Annotated in this window: 21 protein-coding genes; 15 read left to right on the top strand and 6 right to left on the bottom strand. The window is 33.7% G+C overall.

Annotation, left to right across the window (positions count from 1 at the left end; all coding sequences use genetic code 11):
* Positions 1–14 precede the first annotated feature (14 nt).
* The 13 genes from ACRD69_RS00710 (at position 15) to ACRD69_RS00650 (ending at position 13,728) form a co-directional block, all read left to right on the top strand.
* Complete coding sequence (locus tag ACRD69_RS00710) at positions 15–476, top strand: phage tail tube protein (RefSeq protein ID WP_430813132.1); 462 nt, start codon at positions 15–17, stop codon at positions 474–476.
* A 61-nt stretch (positions 477–537) separates the two neighbouring features.
* Positions 538–849 (top strand): hypothetical protein, encoded by a 312-nt coding sequence (locus ACRD69_RS00705; RefSeq protein WP_430813131.1) that lies wholly within the window; start codon positions 538–540, stop codon positions 847–849.
* A gap of 140 nt (positions 850–989) precedes the next feature.
* The gene (locus ACRD69_RS00700; RefSeq protein ID WP_430813130.1) at positions 990–1,208 is read left to right on the top strand and encodes a hypothetical protein; all 219 of its coding nucleotides are present in this window, start codon (positions 990–992) and stop codon (positions 1,206–1,208) included.
* Between the two features lie 31 nt (positions 1,209–1,239).
* Entirely contained in the window at positions 1,240–3,570 is a 2,331-nt protein-coding gene (locus ACRD69_RS00695; protein ID WP_430813129.1) for a phage tail tape measure protein, read from the top strand.
* 2 nt (positions 3,571–3,572) lie between these two features.
* Positions 3,573–5,657, top strand: a complete 2,085-nt coding sequence (locus ACRD69_RS00690) for a hypothetical protein (protein WP_430813128.1) — start codon at positions 3,573–3,575, stop codon at positions 5,655–5,657.
* Between the two features lie 6 nt (positions 5,658–5,663).
* Positions 5,664–8,984 (top strand): tail fiber domain-containing protein, encoded by a 3,321-nt coding sequence (locus ACRD69_RS00685; RefSeq protein WP_430813127.1) that lies wholly within the window; start codon positions 5,664–5,666, stop codon positions 8,982–8,984.
* A 6-nt stretch (positions 8,985–8,990) separates the two neighbouring features.
* Positions 8,991–10,157 carry a hypothetical protein gene (locus ACRD69_RS00680; protein ID WP_430813126.1) on the top strand — a complete coding sequence of 389 codons (1,167 nt, stop codon included), beginning with the start codon at positions 8,991–8,993 and terminating at the stop codon, positions 10,155–10,157.
* A gap of 24 nt (positions 10,158–10,181) precedes the next feature.
* Positions 10,182–10,577 carry a hypothetical protein gene (locus ACRD69_RS00675; RefSeq protein ID WP_430813125.1) on the top strand — a complete coding sequence of 132 codons (396 nt, stop codon included), beginning with the start codon at positions 10,182–10,184 and terminating at the stop codon, positions 10,575–10,577.
* 210 nt (positions 10,578–10,787) lie between these two features.
* The gene (locus ACRD69_RS00670) at positions 10,788–11,192 is read left to right on the top strand and encodes a M15 family metallopeptidase (protein WP_430813124.1); all 405 of its coding nucleotides are present in this window, start codon (positions 10,788–10,790) and stop codon (positions 11,190–11,192) included.
* A 17-nt stretch (positions 11,193–11,209) separates the two neighbouring features.
* The gene (locus ACRD69_RS00665) at positions 11,210–11,461 is read left to right on the top strand and encodes a hypothetical protein (protein ID WP_430813123.1); all 252 of its coding nucleotides are present in this window, start codon (positions 11,210–11,212) and stop codon (positions 11,459–11,461) included.
* Between the two features lie 506 nt (positions 11,462–11,967).
* Positions 11,968–12,324 (top strand): hypothetical protein, encoded by a 357-nt coding sequence (locus tag ACRD69_RS00660; RefSeq protein ID WP_430813122.1) that lies wholly within the window; start codon positions 11,968–11,970, stop codon positions 12,322–12,324.
* Positions 12,325–12,501: 177 nt separating this feature from the next.
* Complete coding sequence (locus ACRD69_RS00655; RefSeq protein WP_430813121.1) at positions 12,502–13,293, top strand: LPD29 domain-containing protein; 792 nt, start codon at positions 12,502–12,504, stop codon at positions 13,291–13,293.
* 213 nt (positions 13,294–13,506) lie between these two features.
* Entirely contained in the window at positions 13,507–13,728 is a 222-nt protein-coding gene (locus tag ACRD69_RS00650) for a hypothetical protein (protein ID WP_430813120.1), read from the top strand.
* Between the two features lie 96 nt (positions 13,729–13,824).
* On the opposite strand, the gene ACRD69_RS00645 is transcribed toward ACRD69_RS00650, so the two are convergent.
* The 3 genes from ACRD69_RS00645 to ACRD69_RS00635 form a co-directional block, all read right to left on the bottom strand.
* Positions 13,825–14,553: an alpha/beta hydrolase family protein gene (locus ACRD69_RS00645; protein ID WP_430813119.1), complete on the bottom strand. Its 729-nt coding sequence runs from the start codon at positions 14,551–14,553 to the stop codon at positions 13,825–13,827.
* Between the two features lie 84 nt (positions 14,554–14,637).
* Positions 14,638–17,142, bottom strand: a complete 2,505-nt coding sequence (locus ACRD69_RS00640) for an endonuclease MutS2 (RefSeq protein WP_430813118.1) — start codon at positions 17,140–17,142, stop codon at positions 14,638–14,640.
* Positions 17,143–17,404: 262 nt separating this feature from the next.
* Positions 17,405–18,028, bottom strand: coding sequence for a hypothetical protein (locus tag ACRD69_RS00635; RefSeq protein ID WP_430813117.1), 624 nt, complete (start codon positions 18,026–18,028; stop codon positions 17,405–17,407).
* Positions 18,029–18,178: 150 nt separating this feature from the next.
* Here ACRD69_RS00635 and ACRD69_RS00630 point away from each other — a divergent pair, with 150 nt between their 5' ends.
* Entirely contained in the window at positions 18,179–19,342 is a 1,164-nt protein-coding gene (locus tag ACRD69_RS00630; RefSeq protein WP_430813116.1) for a CD0519/CD1768 family membrane protein, read from the top strand.
* A 76-nt stretch (positions 19,343–19,418) separates the two neighbouring features.
* On the opposite strand, the gene ACRD69_RS00625 is transcribed toward ACRD69_RS00630, so the two are convergent.
* Both ACRD69_RS00625 and ACRD69_RS00620 read right to left on the bottom strand, forming a co-directional pair.
* Complete coding sequence (locus tag ACRD69_RS00625; RefSeq protein ID WP_430813115.1) at positions 19,419–19,847, bottom strand: hypothetical protein; 429 nt, start codon at positions 19,845–19,847, stop codon at positions 19,419–19,421.
* A gap of 10 nt (positions 19,848–19,857) precedes the next feature.
* Positions 19,858–20,433, bottom strand: a complete 576-nt coding sequence (locus tag ACRD69_RS00620) for an RNA polymerase sigma factor (protein ID WP_430813114.1) — start codon at positions 20,431–20,433, stop codon at positions 19,858–19,860.
* Positions 20,434–20,646: 213 nt separating this feature from the next.
* Here ACRD69_RS00620 and ACRD69_RS00615 point away from each other — a divergent pair, with 213 nt between their 5' ends.
* Positions 20,647–20,985, top strand: a complete 339-nt coding sequence (locus ACRD69_RS00615) for a DUF6249 domain-containing protein (RefSeq protein WP_430813113.1) — start codon at positions 20,647–20,649, stop codon at positions 20,983–20,985.
* Positions 20,986–21,055: 70 nt separating this feature from the next.
* Here ACRD69_RS00615 and ACRD69_RS00610 read toward each other — a convergent pair whose 3' ends face one another.
* Positions 21,056–21,757: a cytidylate kinase-like family protein gene (locus ACRD69_RS00610; RefSeq protein WP_430813112.1), complete on the bottom strand. Its 702-nt coding sequence runs from the start codon at positions 21,755–21,757 to the stop codon at positions 21,056–21,058.
* Positions 21,758–22,242 lie beyond the last annotated feature (485 nt).

The raw sequence follows: 22,242 nt of genomic DNA, 5'->3' as shown, positions 1-22,242 counted from the left end.
GAATAATATGAATAATGGCATTAACAAATGTAACAGATACAATTGACGGTCTTAATTTCTTAATAAAAGTTGATGGTAAAACTATTGGTTTACAAACAGATGGTTCATTAAATATTGAAAGAGAAACTAAAGAAGTTAAATATAAATCAGCAGATAGAAGTTCAAGTATTTGGACAAAGAAAACAGCAGGTTTGCTTTCATGGAATATTTCACAATCTGCTTACTCATTAGTAGCAAGTGGTGATAGTAATATTGCTTCATTTCGTGATTTATTTGCAAAGATGAAAGCAGCAGATAATTATGAAGTATCTGTTGTTATGGAATATAGTGATGGTACTGATGATTTAACTTATACAGGTCAGGCAATTATAACTAACCTGACATGGAATTTAACAGGGGTTGGTGAGGATAGTACATTCTCATGTACATTAGATGGTACAGATGCTTTAGTAGAAGCAGAAGCACCAACAGTATAATAATTTAAAAGGGGTGATTTTTTCACCCTTTTTTTTCTAAAAAATAATAGGGTATGGAATAATGAAATTAATAGAATTAAATGGTAAGAAGTACAATCTAAAAAGCACAATGAGAGCTATTTTAGATTATGAAGAAGAAATGAAAAAAACAACTGTTGAATCAATGAAGGAACAGATGAAAATGTTTTATTTCATCTTGAAAAATGGCAACAGAAAAAAGACCGATGAAACCGAAAAATTCACAATCGGTTATGAAGCTTTCTTAGATATTCTTGATGATGATATGTCATTATTTGAAACTATTGCAGAAGCAACAGCAGAAGAAAGTGATGATACTATTGAAGAAGCAACAGATACAGATAAAAAAAAGTAGTATCAATAGTAGAAATATTTGGTGATGTTGTTGCAAATACTTCAATATCACCTGATTATTTTTGGTATGAATTAAGTAGAAAAGAATTAGTTGCAGTATTTAATTCACTTTCAAAAAAACAGCGTGAAGAATGGGAACTAATGAGAATTTCAACCTTCCATTCAATCTTACCACATCTTGATAAAAAAGCAATCAAAGATTTTACACCACAAAATTTTATACCATTCGAATGGGATAAAAACAATGAAGAACTACAACAAGTGGTGAAAGAAAAGAAGGTATATAGCAAGGAAGATAAAGAAAAGATTATCAAACGATTAGAAAGTAAAAAAGCAACAGGTAAGGTTGCAACATTCTAAAAGATAATTTCAAAAAAGAATCCTTTATGAATTGGCAAATTCAATAGAAACAAGAATTGCTTTAAGGGGTGATATTAAAGATGTTATGAACAAAATGAACGCTTATCAGCGTGGAGTTAATAACATCAATCGAAAAGTAAACAAATCATTTAAAAATACAAATGCAGTAGTTGGTAAACTTGGTGGACTTTTAGCAGGTTTAGGTATTGGTATGGGATTTAAGAAAATCATTGAAGCAAGTGGTGATTTTCAAAATTCAATGTCAAGGGTAAAAGCTATTACACAAGCAACAGATGAAGATTTTAAAAGACTATCCAATACTGCTAAACACTTAGGTTCAACAACAGCTTTTAGTGCAAGTCAGGCAGCAGAAGGTTTGCAATATCTTGGTATGGCAGGTTATAACACTGACCAATCAATTAGTGCTTTACCACATACACTTAATCTTGCAGCAGCAGGTGCAATTGATTTAGGTTCAGCAGCAGATATTGCATCAAATGTAGTTGCAGGTATGGGTTATGATATATCTGAAACTGAACGTGTAATTGATGTATTAGCACAAACTTCAAGAACAGCAAATACAGATGTTACAGAGATGGGTGAAGCAGCTAAAAAAGCGGCCCCAGTATTTGCAGGTCTTGGTTTAGAAATAGAAGAAATGGCAACTGCTACTGCTATAATGGCTAATAATGGTATTAAAGGTGGTGAAGCAGGTACAGCATTAGCAGGTTCATTATCAAGACTTTTAAAGCAGCCTAAAATGGTTAGTGAAGCACTTGCAGAAATGGGTGTTACCATCACAGAAGAATCATTAAAAACTGATGGTTTTATTGGTACTTTGGAAAAGCTATCAGCAGCAGGTATTAATAATACACAAATGGCTGCAATTTTTGGTGAACATTGGAAAAGTATAGGAACTATTATAAACACATCAGGTACAGAAATAGACCGATTATCAACAGCTATTAATAATTCTAATGGTGCAGCTTCACAAATGGCAACAGATGGTGTTGGTGCGTGGCAAAAGGGAATGAATCAGCTTAATAGTGCTATTGAGGGTTTAATGATTTCACTTGGTGAAGGTGGTTTACTTGGATTTATTACACAAGTGGTTACTAACCTAACATCATTTGTTGGTTACATTGATGAAATGACAGGTTCATTTGATAATGCAATACCTGTAATTTATGGTGCAGCTACAGCAATCACAGCACTTTACGCAGCAATGACAGGTGGTATATCAGCAATTATTACTGCTATATCAGTTGCAGCAGTTGGTATTGTGGCATATTGGAATGATATAGTTAAAGCAATTGAAAATGGTATCAATGCAACCATTGATTTTATCAATCAATCAGACACACTAAGAACTGTATTTGCAGTAATCATAGAGAATGTAAAGTTTACATGGGTAAGTGTTAAAACTTATTTCGGGTTAATAGTTGATTACATTAAAACAGTAGGTGAATTTATTTATAGAATATTTGAAGCAGCTTGGAAAAAGGTAAAAGGTTTATTTACAGGTGATGACTTTTCATTTATAGATACCATTTCAGAAGAATTTAAAGATGCTTTTGATGATATTAAAAATGCAGGTGCAGAAGCAGCAGAAACACTAAATAACCAATTAAAAGAAAGTGTTGATAATATAAAAGCAGCTTATGATGGTAAAGAGATTGCACATGTAAAATTAAATCTATCAACAGTTTCAGGTGGTGGTTCACAACCTGAATCATCAGGTGATGTTGGTACAGCATCACAACCAATTCATTCAATTGAAATTGGTGATGAATTAGATGAAATACCTGAAAAATTAGAAATCATTGATTCATATGTGATGAATACTAATGAAGAATTACAATCATTAGGTAATTCATTTACAACTGTTTTTGGTGGTGCTTCTAATTCATTAGGTGCTTTTATCGGTACTGCTTTAAAAGGTATACCGCAGGTAATGAACAACCTAAAAAAGCTTGGTTTAGTTCAGAAACAAGAAGCAATTAAACAGGTTGCTACTGACCAAGCTAAATCAATGTCAGCAGGTACAGCATCAGCAAGTAGTTTACCATTCCCTGCAAATATTGCAGCTATTGCAGCAATCATTGCAACAATTACATCAGTATTTGCAAGTTTACCACGATTTGAAACAGGTGGTATTGTTGGTGGTTCATCATTTTACGGTGATAAAATATTAGCACGTGTTAATTCAGGTGAATTGATTTTAAATCGACAACAACAGGCAGCAATGTATGGTCAATTACATGATTCTTCATCAGGTGTTCAAACCATTAGAGTAATAGCAAAAGGTGATGATTTAGAGGGTGTTGCTGAATATCGCAACCAAAAAATAAGACGTTTTTAATAATGGCATATGGTCTTAAATTATATTATGAATGGACTTCATTTACAGGAATACACAACAGGGTAGAAATCAGAGATAAAGATAAAGCAGATGATACAGGTGCAGTACAATGTATTGCACTTGATAATTGCTTAGAAATAGAGTATCCGAAAAAGAAATTGTGTTATGAACCTATTAGAAGTTGTGGTGCAACACTGTTTTTTGAATATAAAGGTGCTGAAGGTTTTTTAAATGACTTTTTTACACCTGATTTACAGCGTTTCAAAGTTATTCATTATCAAGAAAGTAATGTAAATTTCTTAGGTTATTTAAACACTGAAATGTATTCAGAAAATTTTGAAACTAATACAGAAAATGGTGTTGAAGTATCATTAACTGCAAACAATGGTCTATCAATTTTAGATAGAATGAATTACATACAATCAGATGGTGAATTTTATTATGGTGTGGATAATTTCAAAACACTATTACAAAGAATTATAGAAGCAACAGGTTTAGAATATAAAAGCCTTTATATCAAAAACTTATCAGATATAACAATTGATGGTGTTGTTAAATCAAATTTCTTAGAAGAACTACATATAAATAACAGTAATTGGATTGACGAAGATTTTGAAACTGCATCAATGCGTGATGTACTTGAAAATATGTTATTGGGTACAGGTTTACAGCTCTTTACAATAGAGGATGATATTTACATATTACCAATAAACCTACAAGCAACAGCAAGTTCAACTAATTCTTTTTATCACTATACTTTACCATCTATGACTAAACAAACAAATGTTAGTATTGATTTATCTACATTAGAAATTGATGACATTGGATTTTATAAAGGTGGTCAAAGTGTTAGCTATCAAACAGCAATCAATTCACAAGAAATAGAATTTGACCCATATTCAATTGATGATGATGTAATAAATGGTGAAATAGGTGAAGATGACCTATTTATAACTAATACAGGTTCAGAATCATTTGGTAGTGGTGATTATGCTTGGACAAAAGAATATTATTCTGAACATTCGAATTTTAGCACTAATCCAAATCAAACTACATACCCTGCTAAGTTTGTAAAAGCTTTTAAAACAAATGAACCCACGAAGAATAAGAATTACATTGATATTAAAAGTTATGCAATGACACCATTAGGTTCATATAATTGGGCAGTTGAAAGTAAACCTGTACCTATTTATGTAATCAATGGTAGTAAGTTGTTGATTAACATCGAAATGTACTTAGAATGTAAAGATGATTGGGAAAACCCCGATGATACAAGTGGTACTAATTTGAATTTTGGTTTTTATGAATATGGGTGTGAAATCTACATTAGGTCAGGTAATTACGCATATAATAAGAATACTAAAAAGTTTGATACCTATTTTGATTCAAGTCTTAACCTTGGGTATCCTGGTACCTCAAATAGAGAATGTTTAATTCAAGCACATGATGCAACAGCTACAGACTATACACCATACAATGGTTTTGATGAAACTTTTACAACTCACAACATCATAGAATTTGACTATGATTCAGGTATTGATGTTGATAACAATATTGTGGTTGGAATAACACCACGTAGAAATGGTTATTTAGATTTTGTTGATTATGCACGTATTTATGATATAAAAGTATCTATCTATGATGATGTTGCAACTAAATATGGTGTAGATTTATCTGAGTTAGTAAGTAGTAGTAATGAAATATTAGATAATCGTTTTAAAAATAAAGGGAAAAAGATAGAATTGAATTGTGGTACTATCTTAAAAGAGCCTGATTTTAAGGTTAATAACCCAAATCAAAGAGGTGCTTTTCTATGGTCAGATGATGGTGTAAACTTCACACCTATTGAAAAATTCGTGAAAGATGGTTTAAGTAGTGAAAGTGAGTATTTTGTGCTACAGCAAGTTATTAAGAATTACGAAACACCAAGTACAATATTAAAAGGTCATTTTAACAACTTTAACATCTTAAAACCAATAACTTATAATAATTACCTACCAAATGTAATAATGATACCAACAGGTGGTGTATACGATTATTATAATGATACCTTTTCTTGTACGCTTCAAGAAATAAAAACAATGTAATTATGAATGACTTATACAAGAAAGTTAAAGAGTAAAGAATACGGAAGAAATAAAAGGATTTATAATTCAGGTGGTTCATCATCATCTTCATCTATTGGTGGTTCAGGTGTTGGTGGTAGTTTCTTAGACCAATATTTTAAATTTGATACGGTTAATGATATTCTGATTGCAAATAAAAGCCTTGTATCAGAAAAAAGTTTAATAGCATATTACGATAATGGTACAATACCAACTATATGGGATGGTGCACCAAAAGCAAGTACAACAGATTTTGGTGTTGTTCGTGTTGGTTCAGGATTCAACGTAAATCAGGGGGTTATTAGTTTAGACCAAAGTGTTATCACACCACAAACACTATCATTAACAGGTAATGATTTAAGTATTAGTAACGGTAATACAGTTGATTTATCATCATTATCACCTGATTTAACAGGTTATGCAACTGAAAGTTATGTAAATTCACAATTAACCGATTATATAACATCTACATCATTAAATACAACATTAGCAGGTTATGAACCAATTATAACAACTAAAAACAGTGCATTTAATAAATCATTTGCAGGTACAGGTAGTGCATCAACTATTAGCCGTTCAGACCATAACCATAATAGCACATATCACCCTATTTACGGTAATACATCAACAGCATTTAGTGCTTCACAATTAACTATAAAATCAGGGTTATTCACATATGATGCTATTGAAGACGAAATTGTTATAAATAAGAATGTACGCATACAGGGAAATGTATTAGGTGAAGGTAGTGTAACAGCATATGCATCAAATTCAAGTAGTTCAACAATTTGGGATGGTGCACCAATTGCATCTTACACAGATAAAGGTATTTTATCAGTTAATCAAAGTTCACCGTTAACAATTTCTAATGGTCAATTATCGCTTAATTCAACGGCTATTGACCCAACATTAAGTTTAAATTCTAATATCCTTAGTGTTAATGGTTCATCTATTGATTTATCAAGTATTTCAACGGACTTAACCGATTACTATAATAAAAATGAAAGTGATTTTAGATACGCTTTAAAAGGTGGTTCATCAACCACAGATTTCAAAGTTAAAAATCTTAATGTGTATGGTGAATTAACTTTTATTCAGGCTGAAACTATACCAATCGAAGATGCTTTTATTAAATTAAATAATGATGGTGTACTTACTGATAGTGGTATCAAAATAGATAATGGTACAGATGATAAAGCACGTGTATTTTATCAAGCAAGTACAGGTAAATGGGTGTTTGGTGATGATGACGTTTACAATAAAATAGCAAGTGAAGAATGGGTATCAGCTAATTATTCATCATCTACACATACACACGATGCATCAGATATTACATCAGGTATATTTAATAAAGAGAGAGTTCGTAATATACGAGTAGTAGATAACAGAGGTGTTGAACGTGCCCCTAATTACTATACGGATGCTTCTGCTTCATTTGCATTTAATGAACAGGTTGCAGGTGCTACAGGTTGGAAAGGAATCATTAATGTAAAAGGTTGGACAGGTGATACTTACTATTCATGGCAATTGCTATCATCATGCAGCACGTCAACCGATAATCAACTATATTTTAGGACAGGTGCAGGTAATACATGGGGAACTACACACAAGATTTGGCATTCAGGTAATGATGGTTCAGGTTCAGGTTTAGATGCTGATACATTAGATACTTATCATGCATCAAGTTTTCCACGTAAATCTGAAAATGCAACTGTTACAGGTGGGTGGACTTTTAACAATGATTTAGTAGTTAATGTTATATCAGATGGTCAGGGTATTAGAATAAAATCAAGTGGTTACGGTGTACCAATAAGTTTTGTTGATGGTACTGATTTAAATAATGCTTTTCATTGGCGTTTTAATCGTTCGACTTCTGAATTAGGTCTGTTATATGGTCAATCTCTTTCTACGTCTAATACCAAGGCTATTTTTAATAGTTCAGGTCATTTATCATTGGGTAAATCAACATCTCCAATAGTACCATTAGATGTTAATGGTAAAGGTAGGTTTGCAGGTCAAGATTCAGGTAAACAAATACAAATAGGTGGTATAACAGGTGATAGGAGTACATCAATGGGTGTTGTTACGGTTACCAATGGTAATTTACATTTAGATTCAGCTAATGGTTACAAAACATACATTAACTACTATACAAACACTGAAACTGAATTTGGAGGTAGTGTTAAAATAAAAAGTCAATTATCTATCAATGATTCAAATACAAAAATCTTAGAAGGTTCAAATAATAGTGTTAAGGTTCAGACTAATTCAGGTTATCTTGAATTAGGACCACAAAATACTACTTGGTGTCATATGTATAGCGATAGAAGGTTTATTTTTAATCAGGGTGTGTACTTGATAGGAGGTGCTTTAAGTTCATATGATACTTCACCGTTAAATCTACAATATAATGGTAGTACTAAACTTGAAATCACTAACTCTACGAGAAGTTATAACGCTTTCAATTCACTATCAAAAAAATCAGCTAATAGTAGAGTTGTAACAGAAGATGATGATAAATACTATGCACCTGCTTTTACAATTGGTGCAACAGGTGGTAGTACAGCAAGTTATTACTATAAAATAGCAAGTTGGACACAAACAGGTAGTTATCAAAGTACTGATATTAAATTAGCTATTGCAGGTAGAACAGAACAAGGCCAACCTGTTGATTATACTGTAACACTCGGATTTGAAACAAATAGTTCAACAGGTACTATTGGAAATACTTTTTTAAATAAAACAGGTTATTATTTTGCTAATCAACAATGGTTTTATAAAAAGAATGGCACAACCATTGAATTATGGTTTAGAAAAAATTCGACTTGGAAAAATGTAAATGCAAGGGTAATTAGTCATTATGGTTATTCACCTACTTGGTCAAATACAGGCTCATCAACAGCACCTTCAGGTTTAGTTGAAAGTTATTCAAATATTATCAGTAGAGAAAACGCTGAATTTTCATCCAATATAACAGCGAGTGGTACAATTAAAGCCTATTCAACATCCGACCAACGTTTAAAAGAAAACATTCAACCATTAACATCTTCAATTGATACCATCAATAAAATCAACACCTATTCATTTGATTATAATTCAGTAGGTAAAGAGTTGATGTGTTTAAAAAGTGATGAAGTTTATGATACAGGGGTAATAGCACAAGAATTAGAACAAATACCTGAACTTCAACACGTGGTAGGTGATATTTATGATGAATATAAAGGTGTGAAATATGAAAGGTTAATACCACACCTAATCAAAGCAGTCCAAGAACTTTCAAAAGAAGTTAATGAACTAAAAAAGAAATAATTATGAATGGCGTTAAGCGAAACTAATTTAACAATTGATGATGTAAAATCAGCAATAGGTGATAATTCAAACGATGTTGGTACACTTTGTACATCGAATAATATTAACATGTATTCTTTAAAGAAACCTGTATATCAGGAAAATAACACTGCATCAGAATGGTATAAAGCGAAAGATGGTAATTATTCACTAACTATACCATCATTTAGCTATGGTCAAACGCCTACTGATTGGACGTATCATAGACCATCGGGTGGTTCAGTTGAACCATTCGATTTAGGGCATTTTAGGGGATATAACCATAATGCAGAAATACCATTAGTACAACCACAACAATCATTAAGTTTTAACTTATGGTCAAGTAGTTATATCACGTTTATGTACATGATGGCCCCTGAAAATTCTGCTTATTTAAATATGAGTGATTTAGATTATAATGGTATTCCATTAGACACAATGTATTTAGGTGCAGAAGTCATTAAAAGTGGTGAAGTAACCCAGTATCTAACAGCACAAGATACTATAGCAATGGGTGATGGGGTTGTGTTAGATTTCAACCAATCACCCTTTAATGGGTGGTCAACAGGAACAGCAACAGTAAAGTTTTTTCTTTCTAAACTACCACGTGCACAAGGAGCAGCAGAACCGATTGCAAATGCAAAGTGTAATTTACCAAGTGGTTCAGGAACATACAGAACATGCACCATCAATATTACAAATGAAAGTGTGTTAAGTGAAACTGCTAATTGGGTAGGTATAACAACTACAGGAACTTTTGTGAGTGGTGCAGATACATATGAAACACCATTAGTATCAACTAATAAAGCAGCTTGGAAGTTGACAATTAAAAATAATAGTGCATCAAGTTATACGCTATATGACCACGATTTAGATTGGTTAATAAAACCTGATATGGATAATATGAATGTTTCTATTGATTGTAATGGTAAGATGTATAACACAGCAGGTACAGCAATCAATTCTGTATCAATCGGTGCAGGTAGTTCAACAACAATAGTACTTTACTATGCTTATGCATTAAGTGCTGATGGTCCTGATGATTATGTTACTACAGCTTTTGAATTAGAACATCGAGGTAGCAAAATTGCGTCAACGCTTGCAACATATGAAGCATCATCAGGTGCAGCAGGTGGAATGGGAGGACCGATGTAATTAAAAAATAATCTTTCTAATTAAATGAATGACAAAGAGATAATAACAATATTTCAAAGAAATTTAGATGATTTTAAATCTGATATTAAAGAAGATATACGTGAACTAAAAGATGATGTTAAAGAACTAAGGAAAGAATCACTAAATCAGTGTGATAACTGTAAAAATGCATCTGATTTAAAAGTACTATCAAATAAGGTTGAAGTAATTGATAATGAATTATCTGAATATAGGATGATTAAGAAATATCCTAAAATTGTAATTGGTGCTTTCATTGTGTTTGCTTTAGTATCTATTCTACAGATTTACAGCTACATAGGTACAATTAAAAGAAACTACAATTACAATCAAAAAATGAATCAAACTGAATATGTTGAAAGCGTTGAAAACATTGGTTATAAATCTATTATCAGGGAGTGATAAAGCAAGTAGTAATAGGTTAATTGGTCTTGTGATGGTCTTATTCATGATAGTATATGTGGTGTTATCATCATTTACATTTGATGTTGATATAGAGATTTTTAAAGTATCAATGTATTGTATTTTAGGTTTGATTATCACAACATTAGGTTTAAAAGGAATTGAAAAAATCAAAACTTTTAATGCTTCAAAAAAAGATGATGATGAAGATTGAGCGCAAATTTAAAAGGGGTAGATGATAGATTATTAACATATTTCGATATAACTAAACCGATATTTGAAGAAAATCACCCTGATTATAAAGTGATTATTTCACAAGGGCTAAGGACTAAAGAACAACAATTAGCCCTATATAAAAAAGGTAGAAAGAAAGGTAGTGATGGTAAATATTACATAACCGATAAAAAGAAAGTAGTAACCTATACTTTAAAGAGTAAACACATTGTAGGTAAAGCAATTGATATTGCTTTTATTAAAGATAGAAAATGTGATTGGTCGGTTGATTTATTTAAAGATTTTTGGATGATTTTAAATAAAGTAGATGTTTTAAAATCAATTACATGGGGTGGTAATTGGAAGAAATTTAAGGATTATCCACATTTTCAGGTGGATTAAAAATAAATTGATGATACATGATAAAAACATCAATGACATTAGTAGGTAAGATATTTATGTGTTTGTTTTTCATTGCAGTAGGTTTTGCAGGTGGTGTAATTTACACTAAAAAACAAACTGATACAGAAGTAAATTCAGGAAATAAGACCGAAATAGTAATAGAGAAAAATAAGAATGGTAATATCATCATTGAGACAGAGCAAGAAGAAACAGGTGATGATACTAATGATACAGGGAAGAAGAAAAAGAAAGGTTTTTTGTTTTTCTGATGTTGAAAAGTACTGAAAACTAAAATATTAAACATTAGGTATTTTAAAGTTCAGTCAGTATTTTTGAAAAAGTAATTATCTGTTTTTTTGATATATTTGATAAGAACTAGTTAACTACCTAATTATGTGTAGATTAAAGTTTAAGTTTTTTTCTAAAAAATTGAAAAAACTATTAACCCTATCTTTAATGATAGTCTATTTGCTTAATGAGTTATTAGATTTTATTGGAAAATTAGGGTTTTAAATTTTAAAGGTGGTACATTAATTTGTATCACCTTTTTTTATTCCTTTTTTTTAAGGAAACGGTCCTTCTTCACGGTTATTCAAATATACGCATAATTTCAATAAAAACAACAATAATAAACCTAAATATTGTTATTTGTTCAAATTCTAAATAACAAATATAAACCTAAATATTGTTGTTGAGATTTTGTAAAAACAATATTAAGCCTTATATTTGTAATGTCAATAATTAATTAAGTATTAATCTTTTAAACATTACAAAAATGAAAAAAGAATTTCAAAAAGACGAAACGTTAGTATTAACAGAAGAAGTTGCAGTATGCCGTGATTTTGATGTAAAATGGTTACACCAAGTAATTAGAAGTTCGGGTATGATTGCAGGTAGTTGGGGATACCACAAACCAACAGAAATAATTAAAGACCAAGTATTAAGATTTCGTGTATCAGGCCATCACCACAAAGGTTTTGTTTATATCTGTTTACATGGAAATGATACTTTTACTATCTTCTTAACTAATCTTAAAGATGTTATTAAATTAAGGTTAGATGGTATCTACATTGATATGTTGATAGATACATTAGATGAATATATTGAAAAGATACCGTGTTATAAATGGTAAGAGTTTTTAAAGGTGGTTTTTTAACCACCTTTTTTTATTACAATATTTAGCCTTATTTTAATTGATTACAAATAACAACAATAAACCTTAATATTGTTGTTTATATTTTGTAATAACAACATTAAGCCTTATATTTGAATTGTCAATAATTAATTAATAATTCAAAAACACAAAATCATGGCTTACATCAACAAACAAGAAGCAGCAGAAATTAGAAAAGAAATTAAAGTTAATTTTCCATCGAACGAAGGTTGGAAAATTTCAGTAGTAATTGATAACCATTCATCACTTGATATTTCAATTATGACTGCACCGTTCGATTTAGAAGCAGAAGAAAATGAAGAACGTGCAAATAAAGTTAAAGACCAATTAAAAGAACTTGGTAAGGGTAAAGAATGGTTTGATAAGTCAGATATTATGACTGATTATTTTCATGTTAAACATTATGTTTTTGTACGTGTTGGGAAGTGGGATAAACCTTTTCAAGTTGTAGAACCTAAAGCTAAAAAATCAGCTAAAAAAGCTGTTAAGGTTGAAGCACCTGTAGTAGTTGATTATACTTTAATTGAAGAAGATTCATTAGCAAATACTTATGAACCAATTGAAGCAACAGAAGAAGAAGAAGTTGTTGTTGAAGTGGTTGCAGTTGTTGAAGATGATGTTGATTATTGGTCAGTTCTTGACCAATCAACACCAACTGAAAAAGAAGTAGTAGAAGTTGTTGAAAAACAGGTTGCACCAACAAATGAAACAGATTGTAAAGCACTAATTGATGCAATTATCAAAGAAGATAACCAAGCTATATCAAAAGTATATGTAGCACTATTTAAAGGATTTAAGAAAATAGGGTATTTTAAGACTATTTCAGCAGCTAAAAAGATTAGTAGTTATCTTGGTTCAGGTGCTTATAATTTAGTTGGTCAGGATGGTTTTAAATACAATGATTCATTCTATGTAAGTACACAGTAAATCAATGAAAAAAGGGGTGATTTTTCACCCCTTTTATTTGTCAATAATCAATTAATAATGCTTACACATTACATCAATGATTACTGCAAAGATAGTTATTATTTAGAAATCAAATAAATAACAATATTTAACCTTAATATTGTTGTCTATTGATATTTTTTAATTATATTTGTTGTAGTGAAGTAGGCGAGGTCCCTTTAAAAAAAAGAAAAAATGAGTCAAGCGAAAAAATCAATTATAGTAGCATATCAAATAGATGATAAAGGTAACATGGTATCAGGTGTTGAAGTATGGAATAATTTAAAAGCTTTTTGTGATACCTATGAATTTGCATATGGTACTTTATCACATAAAGGTGCATCATTCGATTTTAGAGGGTGGAAAATTGAAAAGAAAGAAATTCAAGGAATAGTAGAAAGAGCAAAAAGGAAATAATTAAATAAAGTTCAACTTTTATTTAATCGGGTGAAGGTGGTAATTTATTGATTATCACCTTTTTTTATTTAAATTTATTATAGTTAGTTTATTTTCTTACCTTATGTGATAATCTACTTCGTACAGTTCACGGTAATCATCTTCATAGTATCCCATGCGCGCCACCAAATCACTAACAGGCACCCCGGCATAGGCCACCGCATAATCATCAGCATGCTCAAAAATATTGAACAATGTGATTAAGCCACCATGGCTCCAGCCCATAATCCCTATCCGTGTTTTATCAATAAAGTGATAGTTTTCCAGCATGTAGTTTCTACTGGCATAAACATCTTCCACTTCAAGGCCACCATAATCAATTTTCTCATAATGCCCTTTGCCATAACCTGTGCTGCCCCTGTATTCTGCAGCAACAACAATGTAGCCCTGGCTGACCAGTTCACGAACGATATGTGTGTAATAGGTTGTGAAGTCGGCATGCACACCTCCATGCGGCAATACCATTAACGGGTATTTTTTATTGATGTCAATGTTTTTAGGAAAAAAGAGATATGACCATAATTTCACAGGGTTTCCTGCACCTAAGGCTGTTGGATTTTTCTCCTTCCATTTAGGAGGGCCGTACATGTATACCTTGTCCATGTGTGCGATATCACCCAGTCGCTCATGCCACATCAGGTCATCAATCATTTTTTCAAGGCGATCAAGCCGGTGACTCAGGTTTTCATCCTGTTGATTCAGTAAGGCTTTAAATTCCTGTTGCTGTCCAATAACGTTTATTGCAATTATGAACACTAATGCAACAGTAGTAAATAGTTTATTCATAGCTGATGGATTTACATTTAAAATCCAAGTAATAAAAAAAGGCACTTATCAACAATAATAAGTGCCTTTAATTCATCAATACTTTTATCCCAGCTGAACTATGGTTACGCCGCTTCCTCCATATTGAACATGTTCATCGCGGAATGAATTTACAAAAGGCAGCGTGTCCAGTTGCTCCCTGATCATTATTCTCAATATACCATTGCCCTTTCCGTGGAGAATCTTTACTTCTGGCACTTCACATATAACAGCTTCATCCAGATGGTTTAAGACCATTTGAATGGCTTCTTCAGTGCGTTTGCCCCGTACATCAATATCAGGCTTAAAGGTCAGTTTACGTTCACGTACTTTGTCGCCCACATTGGACACTGAAGCCTGAGGATTGGTAATGTTGGCTCGTTTGACAGCCTTATTGCCAACACGTTCCAGTCGGTTGAGCTTTACCTTTGTACTAATGCTACCAAAAGCAACTGTTGCCTCGTTGCCCTGGACTTTAATAATTTCACCAGGTGTATTTTGTCCTTTTAACTTAACATTATCGCCAGGCTGCAAAGGGGTTTCCTCTTTTTTAGGACGAAGTTTAGCTGCTGTTTCAGCTTCATCCGCCTTTGTTTTTTTTCTGTTAGCTTTACGTTTTTCACGTTCTTCTATCTGCCTGATCTTACGCTCGATCTTCTCATCCTTGATCTTATTATCAGTAGCAGACTCCTTAAAACCCTCCAGTTTTTGACGAGCCAGTTTTGTTTTTTCTTTGTTGGCTTGTGTTTCCTTTATGGTTCTGATGGTGTTTTCTATCTCCTTGTTAGCATTGGATAAGAGGTTCTCTGCTTCAGCTTTAGCTTTGTCCAGAATTTCCTTGCGTTCACTTTTGATGTTTTGCAAATCCATTTGGTAGCGCTCCAGCACATCAGCCAGCTTCTTCTCATTAATGCGGATGGTGTTACGTTTTTGTTCCCAATAGCGCTTGTCACGAACAATCTCTCGTAGGTTTTTATCGTAATCAACATGCTCCTGGCCAATTTTTTCCTTGGCACTGGAAAGTATGTTTTCGGGCAAACCAATTTTACGTGCAATCTCAAAGGCAAACGAAGAGCCCGGTTGCGCTATCTGCAACTTATAAAGAGGCATAATACGCCCCGTATCAAAAAGCATTGCTCCGTTTTCAATGCCTTCGGTTTGTGAGGCCATGTGCTTCAGGTTGGTGTAGTGAGTTGTAATAACACCATACACTTTTTGATGGTTCAGTTGTTCCAGAACACTTTCGGCAATGGCACCACCCAGCATTGGTTCGGTACCTGTACCAAACTCATCAATTAAAATAAGTGTTTCCTTTTGGCTGTAACGCAAAAAGTGCTTCATGTTAAATAAGTGGGAGCTATAGGTACTCAGGTCGTTTTCAATAGACTGTTCATCACCCATATCCATAAAGATATGTTTGAAAAAACCCATTGTTGAACCTTCATTCATTGGCACCAGCAGTCCGCACTGAAACATGTACTGCACCAATCCTACAGTTTGAAGACACACCGATTTACCACCGGCATTGGGACCTGATATCAAAAGCAACCGTTGCTTAGGATCAGATAATTCCATGTCCAAAGGCACCACCTCTTTATTCACAGCCTTGTGCTGAAGATAAAGCAAAGGGTGAACAGCCTCTTTCCAGGTGAAATTCTGACGCTTCTTGTAGTTCGGTAACAACGCGTTAATACTAATTGCAAAACGCGCTTTAGCTCTTATAAAGTCAATCGTACCCATAAAACGGTACGACTCCATCAAATCGTCAATATAGGGGCGGATAAGATCGGCCATTTCAATTAATATACGTGTTATCTCGCGCCGTTCGGCATACTCTAATTCACGCAATTCATTGTTGATCTCCACCACCTCGGCCGGTTCAATAAACGATGTTTTACCGGTTGCCGATTCATCTTGTACAATACCTCCGAGTTTTCTTTTATTGGCAGCCGGAACCGGAATGACAGCTCGTCCGTCACGAATAGAAACAGTTACGTCAGACTCTACCAGACCATCTTGTTTAGCTCGCTTCAGTATGGCACTCAACTTACGTGAGATACTGTTTTGCTTGTTAAACATGTCTTTACGTATACGTGACAGTTCAGGTGAAGCGTTGTCTTTTATCTTACCAAACTTGTTGAGAATACCATCAATGTTATCCAGTATAAATGGAAAGACAGCAACCTGGGCGACCAGTTCTTTTAACTGAGGGTAATCTTCTTCTTCCTTTTTATTAAAAAAACGACAGATGTCGTTGATGGTTGTCAGTGAGCGTTTAAGGTCAAACAATTCACTTTCTTCCATAAAACGTCCTTCGGTTCGAATACGGGCAAGAGGTTCACGTACATCAATAAAATACCCGCTTGGGAAATTGTCTTCCTCAAGACATACTTTTTTAAACTCATTGGTGCGCAACAGGTTTAAGTTCACCTCGTCAAAATTGGTGCTGAAGGTCATTTCATCAACCACCTCTTTTCCCAAACCACTCATGCAACTTTCTTTTACCAACTCACGAATGCGGGTAAACTTTATTTTATCTTCGAAACTTTCGGGATATATCACTTCTTTCATTTTTTGCAAAAATAGCAAAACACCTTTGCTTTAGGAAAGAACTGCAGTAAGATGAAGGTATATTTGTAAAAAAAGTGTTAAAAATCTTTTTTTTTAGGTGCTTGCACTTGACACCACGATATTAAGGGCGTAATTTAGCTTTCGAATCTAAAACAAGGCTCTCCTGGTCCCCAAATATAGAAACATTCGGATGTGTGTGAGGTTTAGGTTAGAATTTTTTTCTTAGAATGTTTCTTTGCCTGTCTCCCCAGACAGGCTTTTTTTATGGGTTTAAAGCAGTGTTGGCATATTGATTAAGGGCATTGTACAACTGCACAGGGGAGAGGGTTCGCCACTTTACACTATTGAGTTTACCACCATAAAGGATGTAGTAGTTGAGGTTTATTTTATCAAACTCTTCGATAATATGCTGCCTGAAATTAACGGCTATTATCCATCCGTCATCAATGTCATTAAACCAGTCTTCATAATAAGCGTCATCCGAATAATGAAAGTTGAGTACATTTTCACCGATCAGAATAAACTTTTGTATGCCATTGTCTTCCAGATTTTCAATGACTGTTCGCTTTAAATGCATGATATCATTATAAAGACAATCATTCCACTCACCCATTAACTCAATTATGGCAAACTGTTGCTCATAGCTAACAAATAATATCTTCAGATACAGGGTTTTTGAGCCGAAATCATCCCATTTAGGATGGATATAATGATTATAGATGGTATTACGACATAAAAATTCGTTGTGGTTTTCACCATAAAATAATGAATTAGAGTCTTCACTGGCTATGTAAAGTTTTTCCCAACGGGCAAACGGTTCGATGTTTTGCATAATCAGAATCAAATGGTACTGTGCTGCAAAAATACGTACAATTGACCAATGCATTCAAGGTTTTCGAACACGAAGAAAGGCTTCAACATTATAAATGTTAGCTAATATCCTGATTTATTTCATGAAAAAAATATTTAAAGGCTGATTTAAGTCTTGTTTTGACTTTACTGACCTTTCTAATTTTGAAGCACAAAATCAGATACAATGAGCGCGTTAAAGAAATTAAAAGAAAGAGGCTATTTGGAGCGACGTCGATATGAGGCGTTATTCTTTTTATTGTTTTTTGGAGCCTTCTTTGGCTACCTTGGACACATCATGGGAGTAACCAATTTATTGAACACCCTTATGAGGACGGCCCACGATTTATTAATGAACACTGTTTTCTTTATTATGGGTATTACAGTGTTGACAGGAGCATTGGGACGACTAATGATTGAGTTTGGAGTCGTGCGTTTACTGGAAGTTATATTGGCGCCGCTTATGCGTCCTTTATTTAACCTTCCGGGAGTTAGTGCCCTTGCAGGATTGATGACGTTCTTCTCTGATAACCCTGCTATCATCAGTTTGTCTAATGACAAAAACTTTAGTCGTTACTTTAAAACTCATGAGCTGATTTCTTTGACAAACTTCGGTACTGCTTTTGGTATGGGATTGATCGTGTTGGCTTTTATGACTGGTCTGGGTTTCTTCTCAGGTGCCATGATTGGTTTGGCAGGAGCTGTTATCGGGGCTGTTATTTCAACACGTTTAATGCAGTATCTGATCAAAGGTAAGATTCCTGCTGATAGAGAGTTTAAAGGGAATGGTGATGAGGAGAAAATTTCTTTTGAGACCAAGGGAAGTACTTTTCAGCGTTTCTTAAATGCCATGTTAGATGGCGGTAAGTCGGGTGTGAATCTTGGTTTAGCTATTATTCCTGGTGTGTTGGTTATTAGTACCATTATAATGGTTATTACTTTTAAACCTGCTGATGCCGCCATTGGATACCAGGGACTGGCTTATGAAGGTGTACCTATCTTACCAAAACTGGCGGGTTCAGTTGACTGGTTATTCAAATGGTTATTTGGATTTGAGCACCCTGAGTTAATTGCTTTCCCCGTCACATCATTAGGGGCAGTGGGAGCTGCGCTTTCAATGGTTAAGGCATTTATTGCACAGGGAATTGTTGGTGGCAACGAAATTGCCGTATTCACAGCAATGGGAATGTGCTGGAGTGGTTATTTAAGTACACATACAGCCATGTTAGATACATTGAATTTCCGCGAATTAACTTCAAAAGCCCTGCTTGCACACACCGTGGGTGGTTTGCTTGCCGGTATATCTGCCCATTACCTCTTTGTTTTACTGGGGTCACTGGGAGTGGTTTAAGACGTTCTCATAATAATATATACAAAAAGAGTGAATCGGTTAAGATTCACTCTTTTTGTATATATAAATTGACATTTTAAATATTTGCCAGTCGATTGAAAAAACGGTCGATACCCAATAGTGCCAAAAGACCTAAGATAGTGAAATAAATAATGGTTGGAAGGCTTCTGAGAGCTGTTGCCATGCTTCCTAATTGCTTATTAATACTGTCCATGTTGATAAAAGCTCCATCAAAATTAAGTTCCTTCCAGTAATTAACAAGGACAGATGCATCGACCAGGAAGCTTATGGCTAAAAGTGCAGCAAAGCCACCCAACATCCACCAGCGATTACCTTTGTTAATTAAAGGTTTATATTCCAGGTTTTGAGCAGTCCAGTCTTTAAATACTTTATCCATGGCATTGACCTTAAGCGAATCTGGTGCTTGTTCAGGGGCAAAATCATTGAATAAATCCTTAATGATCTGATCATTTAAATCTTCCGTATGTTTTTTCTTCTCAGTCATGGCTTCAAATCTAAATAAAAGACTTTAATTCTTCCCGCAATAGTTGTTCCAATTCTGTTTGTAATTGCTTACGGCCGCGATGCAATTTAATTTTAACATTTGATTTGGATAAACCGGTTGTTTGCGCAATCTCCTCAATGCTTTGCTCCTTATAATAATAGAGGATTATCACAAAAGCATCATCTTCTTTCAGTTTCTTAAGGGCTTTTTTTAGAAAGACTTTTCTTTCCTGCTGTTCAAGGCGGTTTAAATTGTCTGAAAAGTTAAAAGCACTTTGTCTGTTCACTTCCTGACTTTCAAGACTTGTTGTTTCACCTTTTCTACTTCTTAATTTTGAAATAGCGGCGTTGTAAACAATACGATAGAGCCACGTTGAATATTCAGCATCACCTTTAAATTTGTCAAGCGCCTTATACGCTTTATAAAATGCATCCTGAGTAACTTCTTCAGCTTCTTCTTTGTTTTTAACAATGCTGTTAGCTAAGGTAAAAGCCATATGCTGATACTTATCTATTAACTGTGCATACGATCCAACATCGCCTGCCTTGATCAGTTTAATCAGCTTTATGTCGTTAGTGTTACTCATTTGTTGAATATGACGCCACTATTGGAAAATAGGTTACACTTTAATTTTAAAAAATAGTCTGCTATGCTGTTTTTAGCAAGTTAATCAGATGTTTAAGAATAAAAATAAAAAATTACATCTTTTTTTGTAACCGTCATGAAAACACCGGCGTCATACGAGTGAGCGCTCCAGGAGAGAAGTCAAATAAAATGTAAAACTTTAAAATATAGAATCATGGAAGGTGCATTAGCAATTATTTTTATTTTCGGTGGATTTACAGCAATAATTATCTCTTTAATTTATTTCAGAAACCGACGCATTGAAAGGACAGCTTTAATCGCTGCAGGTAAAGATGCCTCTCTTTTCAATGATGGGAAACCCAAGCATTATTTAAGTTTAAAATATGGTATGCTCTTAGTAGGATTGGCAATTGGTGTTATACTTGGAGGTGTATTGGAAGCCAGTACAACAATGACAGAGCCGGCAGCTTATTTATCAATGGTACTGCTTTGGGGAGGTCTTAGCCTGATCATATTTTATGGCGTACACAAGAAAGTATTGTCAGATGAATAAAAATGGCAGAACATATAAAGAAAGCCACTCAATTATTGAGTGGCTTTCTTTTTGCGCTTTATTTAAGCTTTTATATAAATCCCCTTGTTTCGCTTATTATAACTAATAATTCAAGAATTTCATCGTCGCTTAGCGCTTTGCAGTTTAAAATTGCATCAAAGAAGTCAATGTCTTTCTTACCTCTTTCAAAGTAATCCCTGAACATGGCTCGTCTTTTGTCTTGTTCCTGGCATTCCTTTTTTGCTTCAGGAATAGAAATATTTTCCTCTTCAGCTACAACTTCAGCACGCCATTCAAGGGGTGCTTCCAGTTTAACGTGAAACGAACGATCAATATTTTTCGTGATGGCTTCACCCGCTCTACCAACAACGATTACATACCCTTGCTCAGCTTCCTCATGTATGTAGCGTGCTATTGTGTTTTTAATGGTGGCATCTCCAGGATAAAAGTCTTCACTAAAAAACAAAGCTAAATCCTTAAAAAAGCTCCTGTGTTTATAATCGCTTAGTTCTTTTACCAATGCCGATGAGAGATTCAGTTCTTTGGCCGACTCATCCAGAATTTCTTTGCTGATCCAACGCCACGTTTTGTTTTCGCCACTCGCTTCACTTTTTGCGGTCAAAACTTCTGCCAGTTTTTCTGCTATTCGTTTTCCATGGCAGCCATATTCACGCGATATAGTGATAACCGGACCCGGATGTTGTGTGGAAGTGCGAGGCTTTTCTTGTTTACCCTCGCGTTTAGTCATGTATTTCAAAAAGAGATTATCCATAGTTTGAATTTTTTGCTTAGAAAACATTTAAAAAGGTACAATGTTTCGTCCTGAAAGCAAAATTTGAACTTATGTTGTAAAAAAGAAAAAGGACAGATGTGAAACCTGTCCTTACCCTTAATCAGTTCGTTAACTAAATCCAAAATCTATGAAAAAAAATCTACAGTACAAATATGAGGATTATAATAGTGAAGAAGTATCAATTGTCGTTAATCCTTGTTAAATCTGGATTTACCTGTGTATATAAAAAGAAAAAGGACAGATGTGAAACCTGTCCTTACCCTTAATCAGTTCGTTAACTAAATCCAAAATCTATGAAAAAAAATCTACAGTACAAATATGAGGATTATAATAGTGAAGAAGTATCAATTGTCGTTAATCCTTGTTAAAAGAGGATTTACCCGTGTGTATAAAAAAGAAAAAGGACAGATGTGAAACCTGTCCTTACCCTTAATCAGTTCGTTAACTAAATCCAAAATCTATGA

The sequence above is a fragment of the Carboxylicivirga agarovorans genome (genome assembly GCF_050589845.1).
In the GTDB taxonomy this organism is placed as follows: Bacteria; Bacteroidota; Bacteroidia; order Bacteroidales; family Marinilabiliaceae; genus Carboxylicivirga; species Carboxylicivirga agarovorans.
This window is presented reverse-complemented; position numbering and strand designations above follow the sequence as displayed.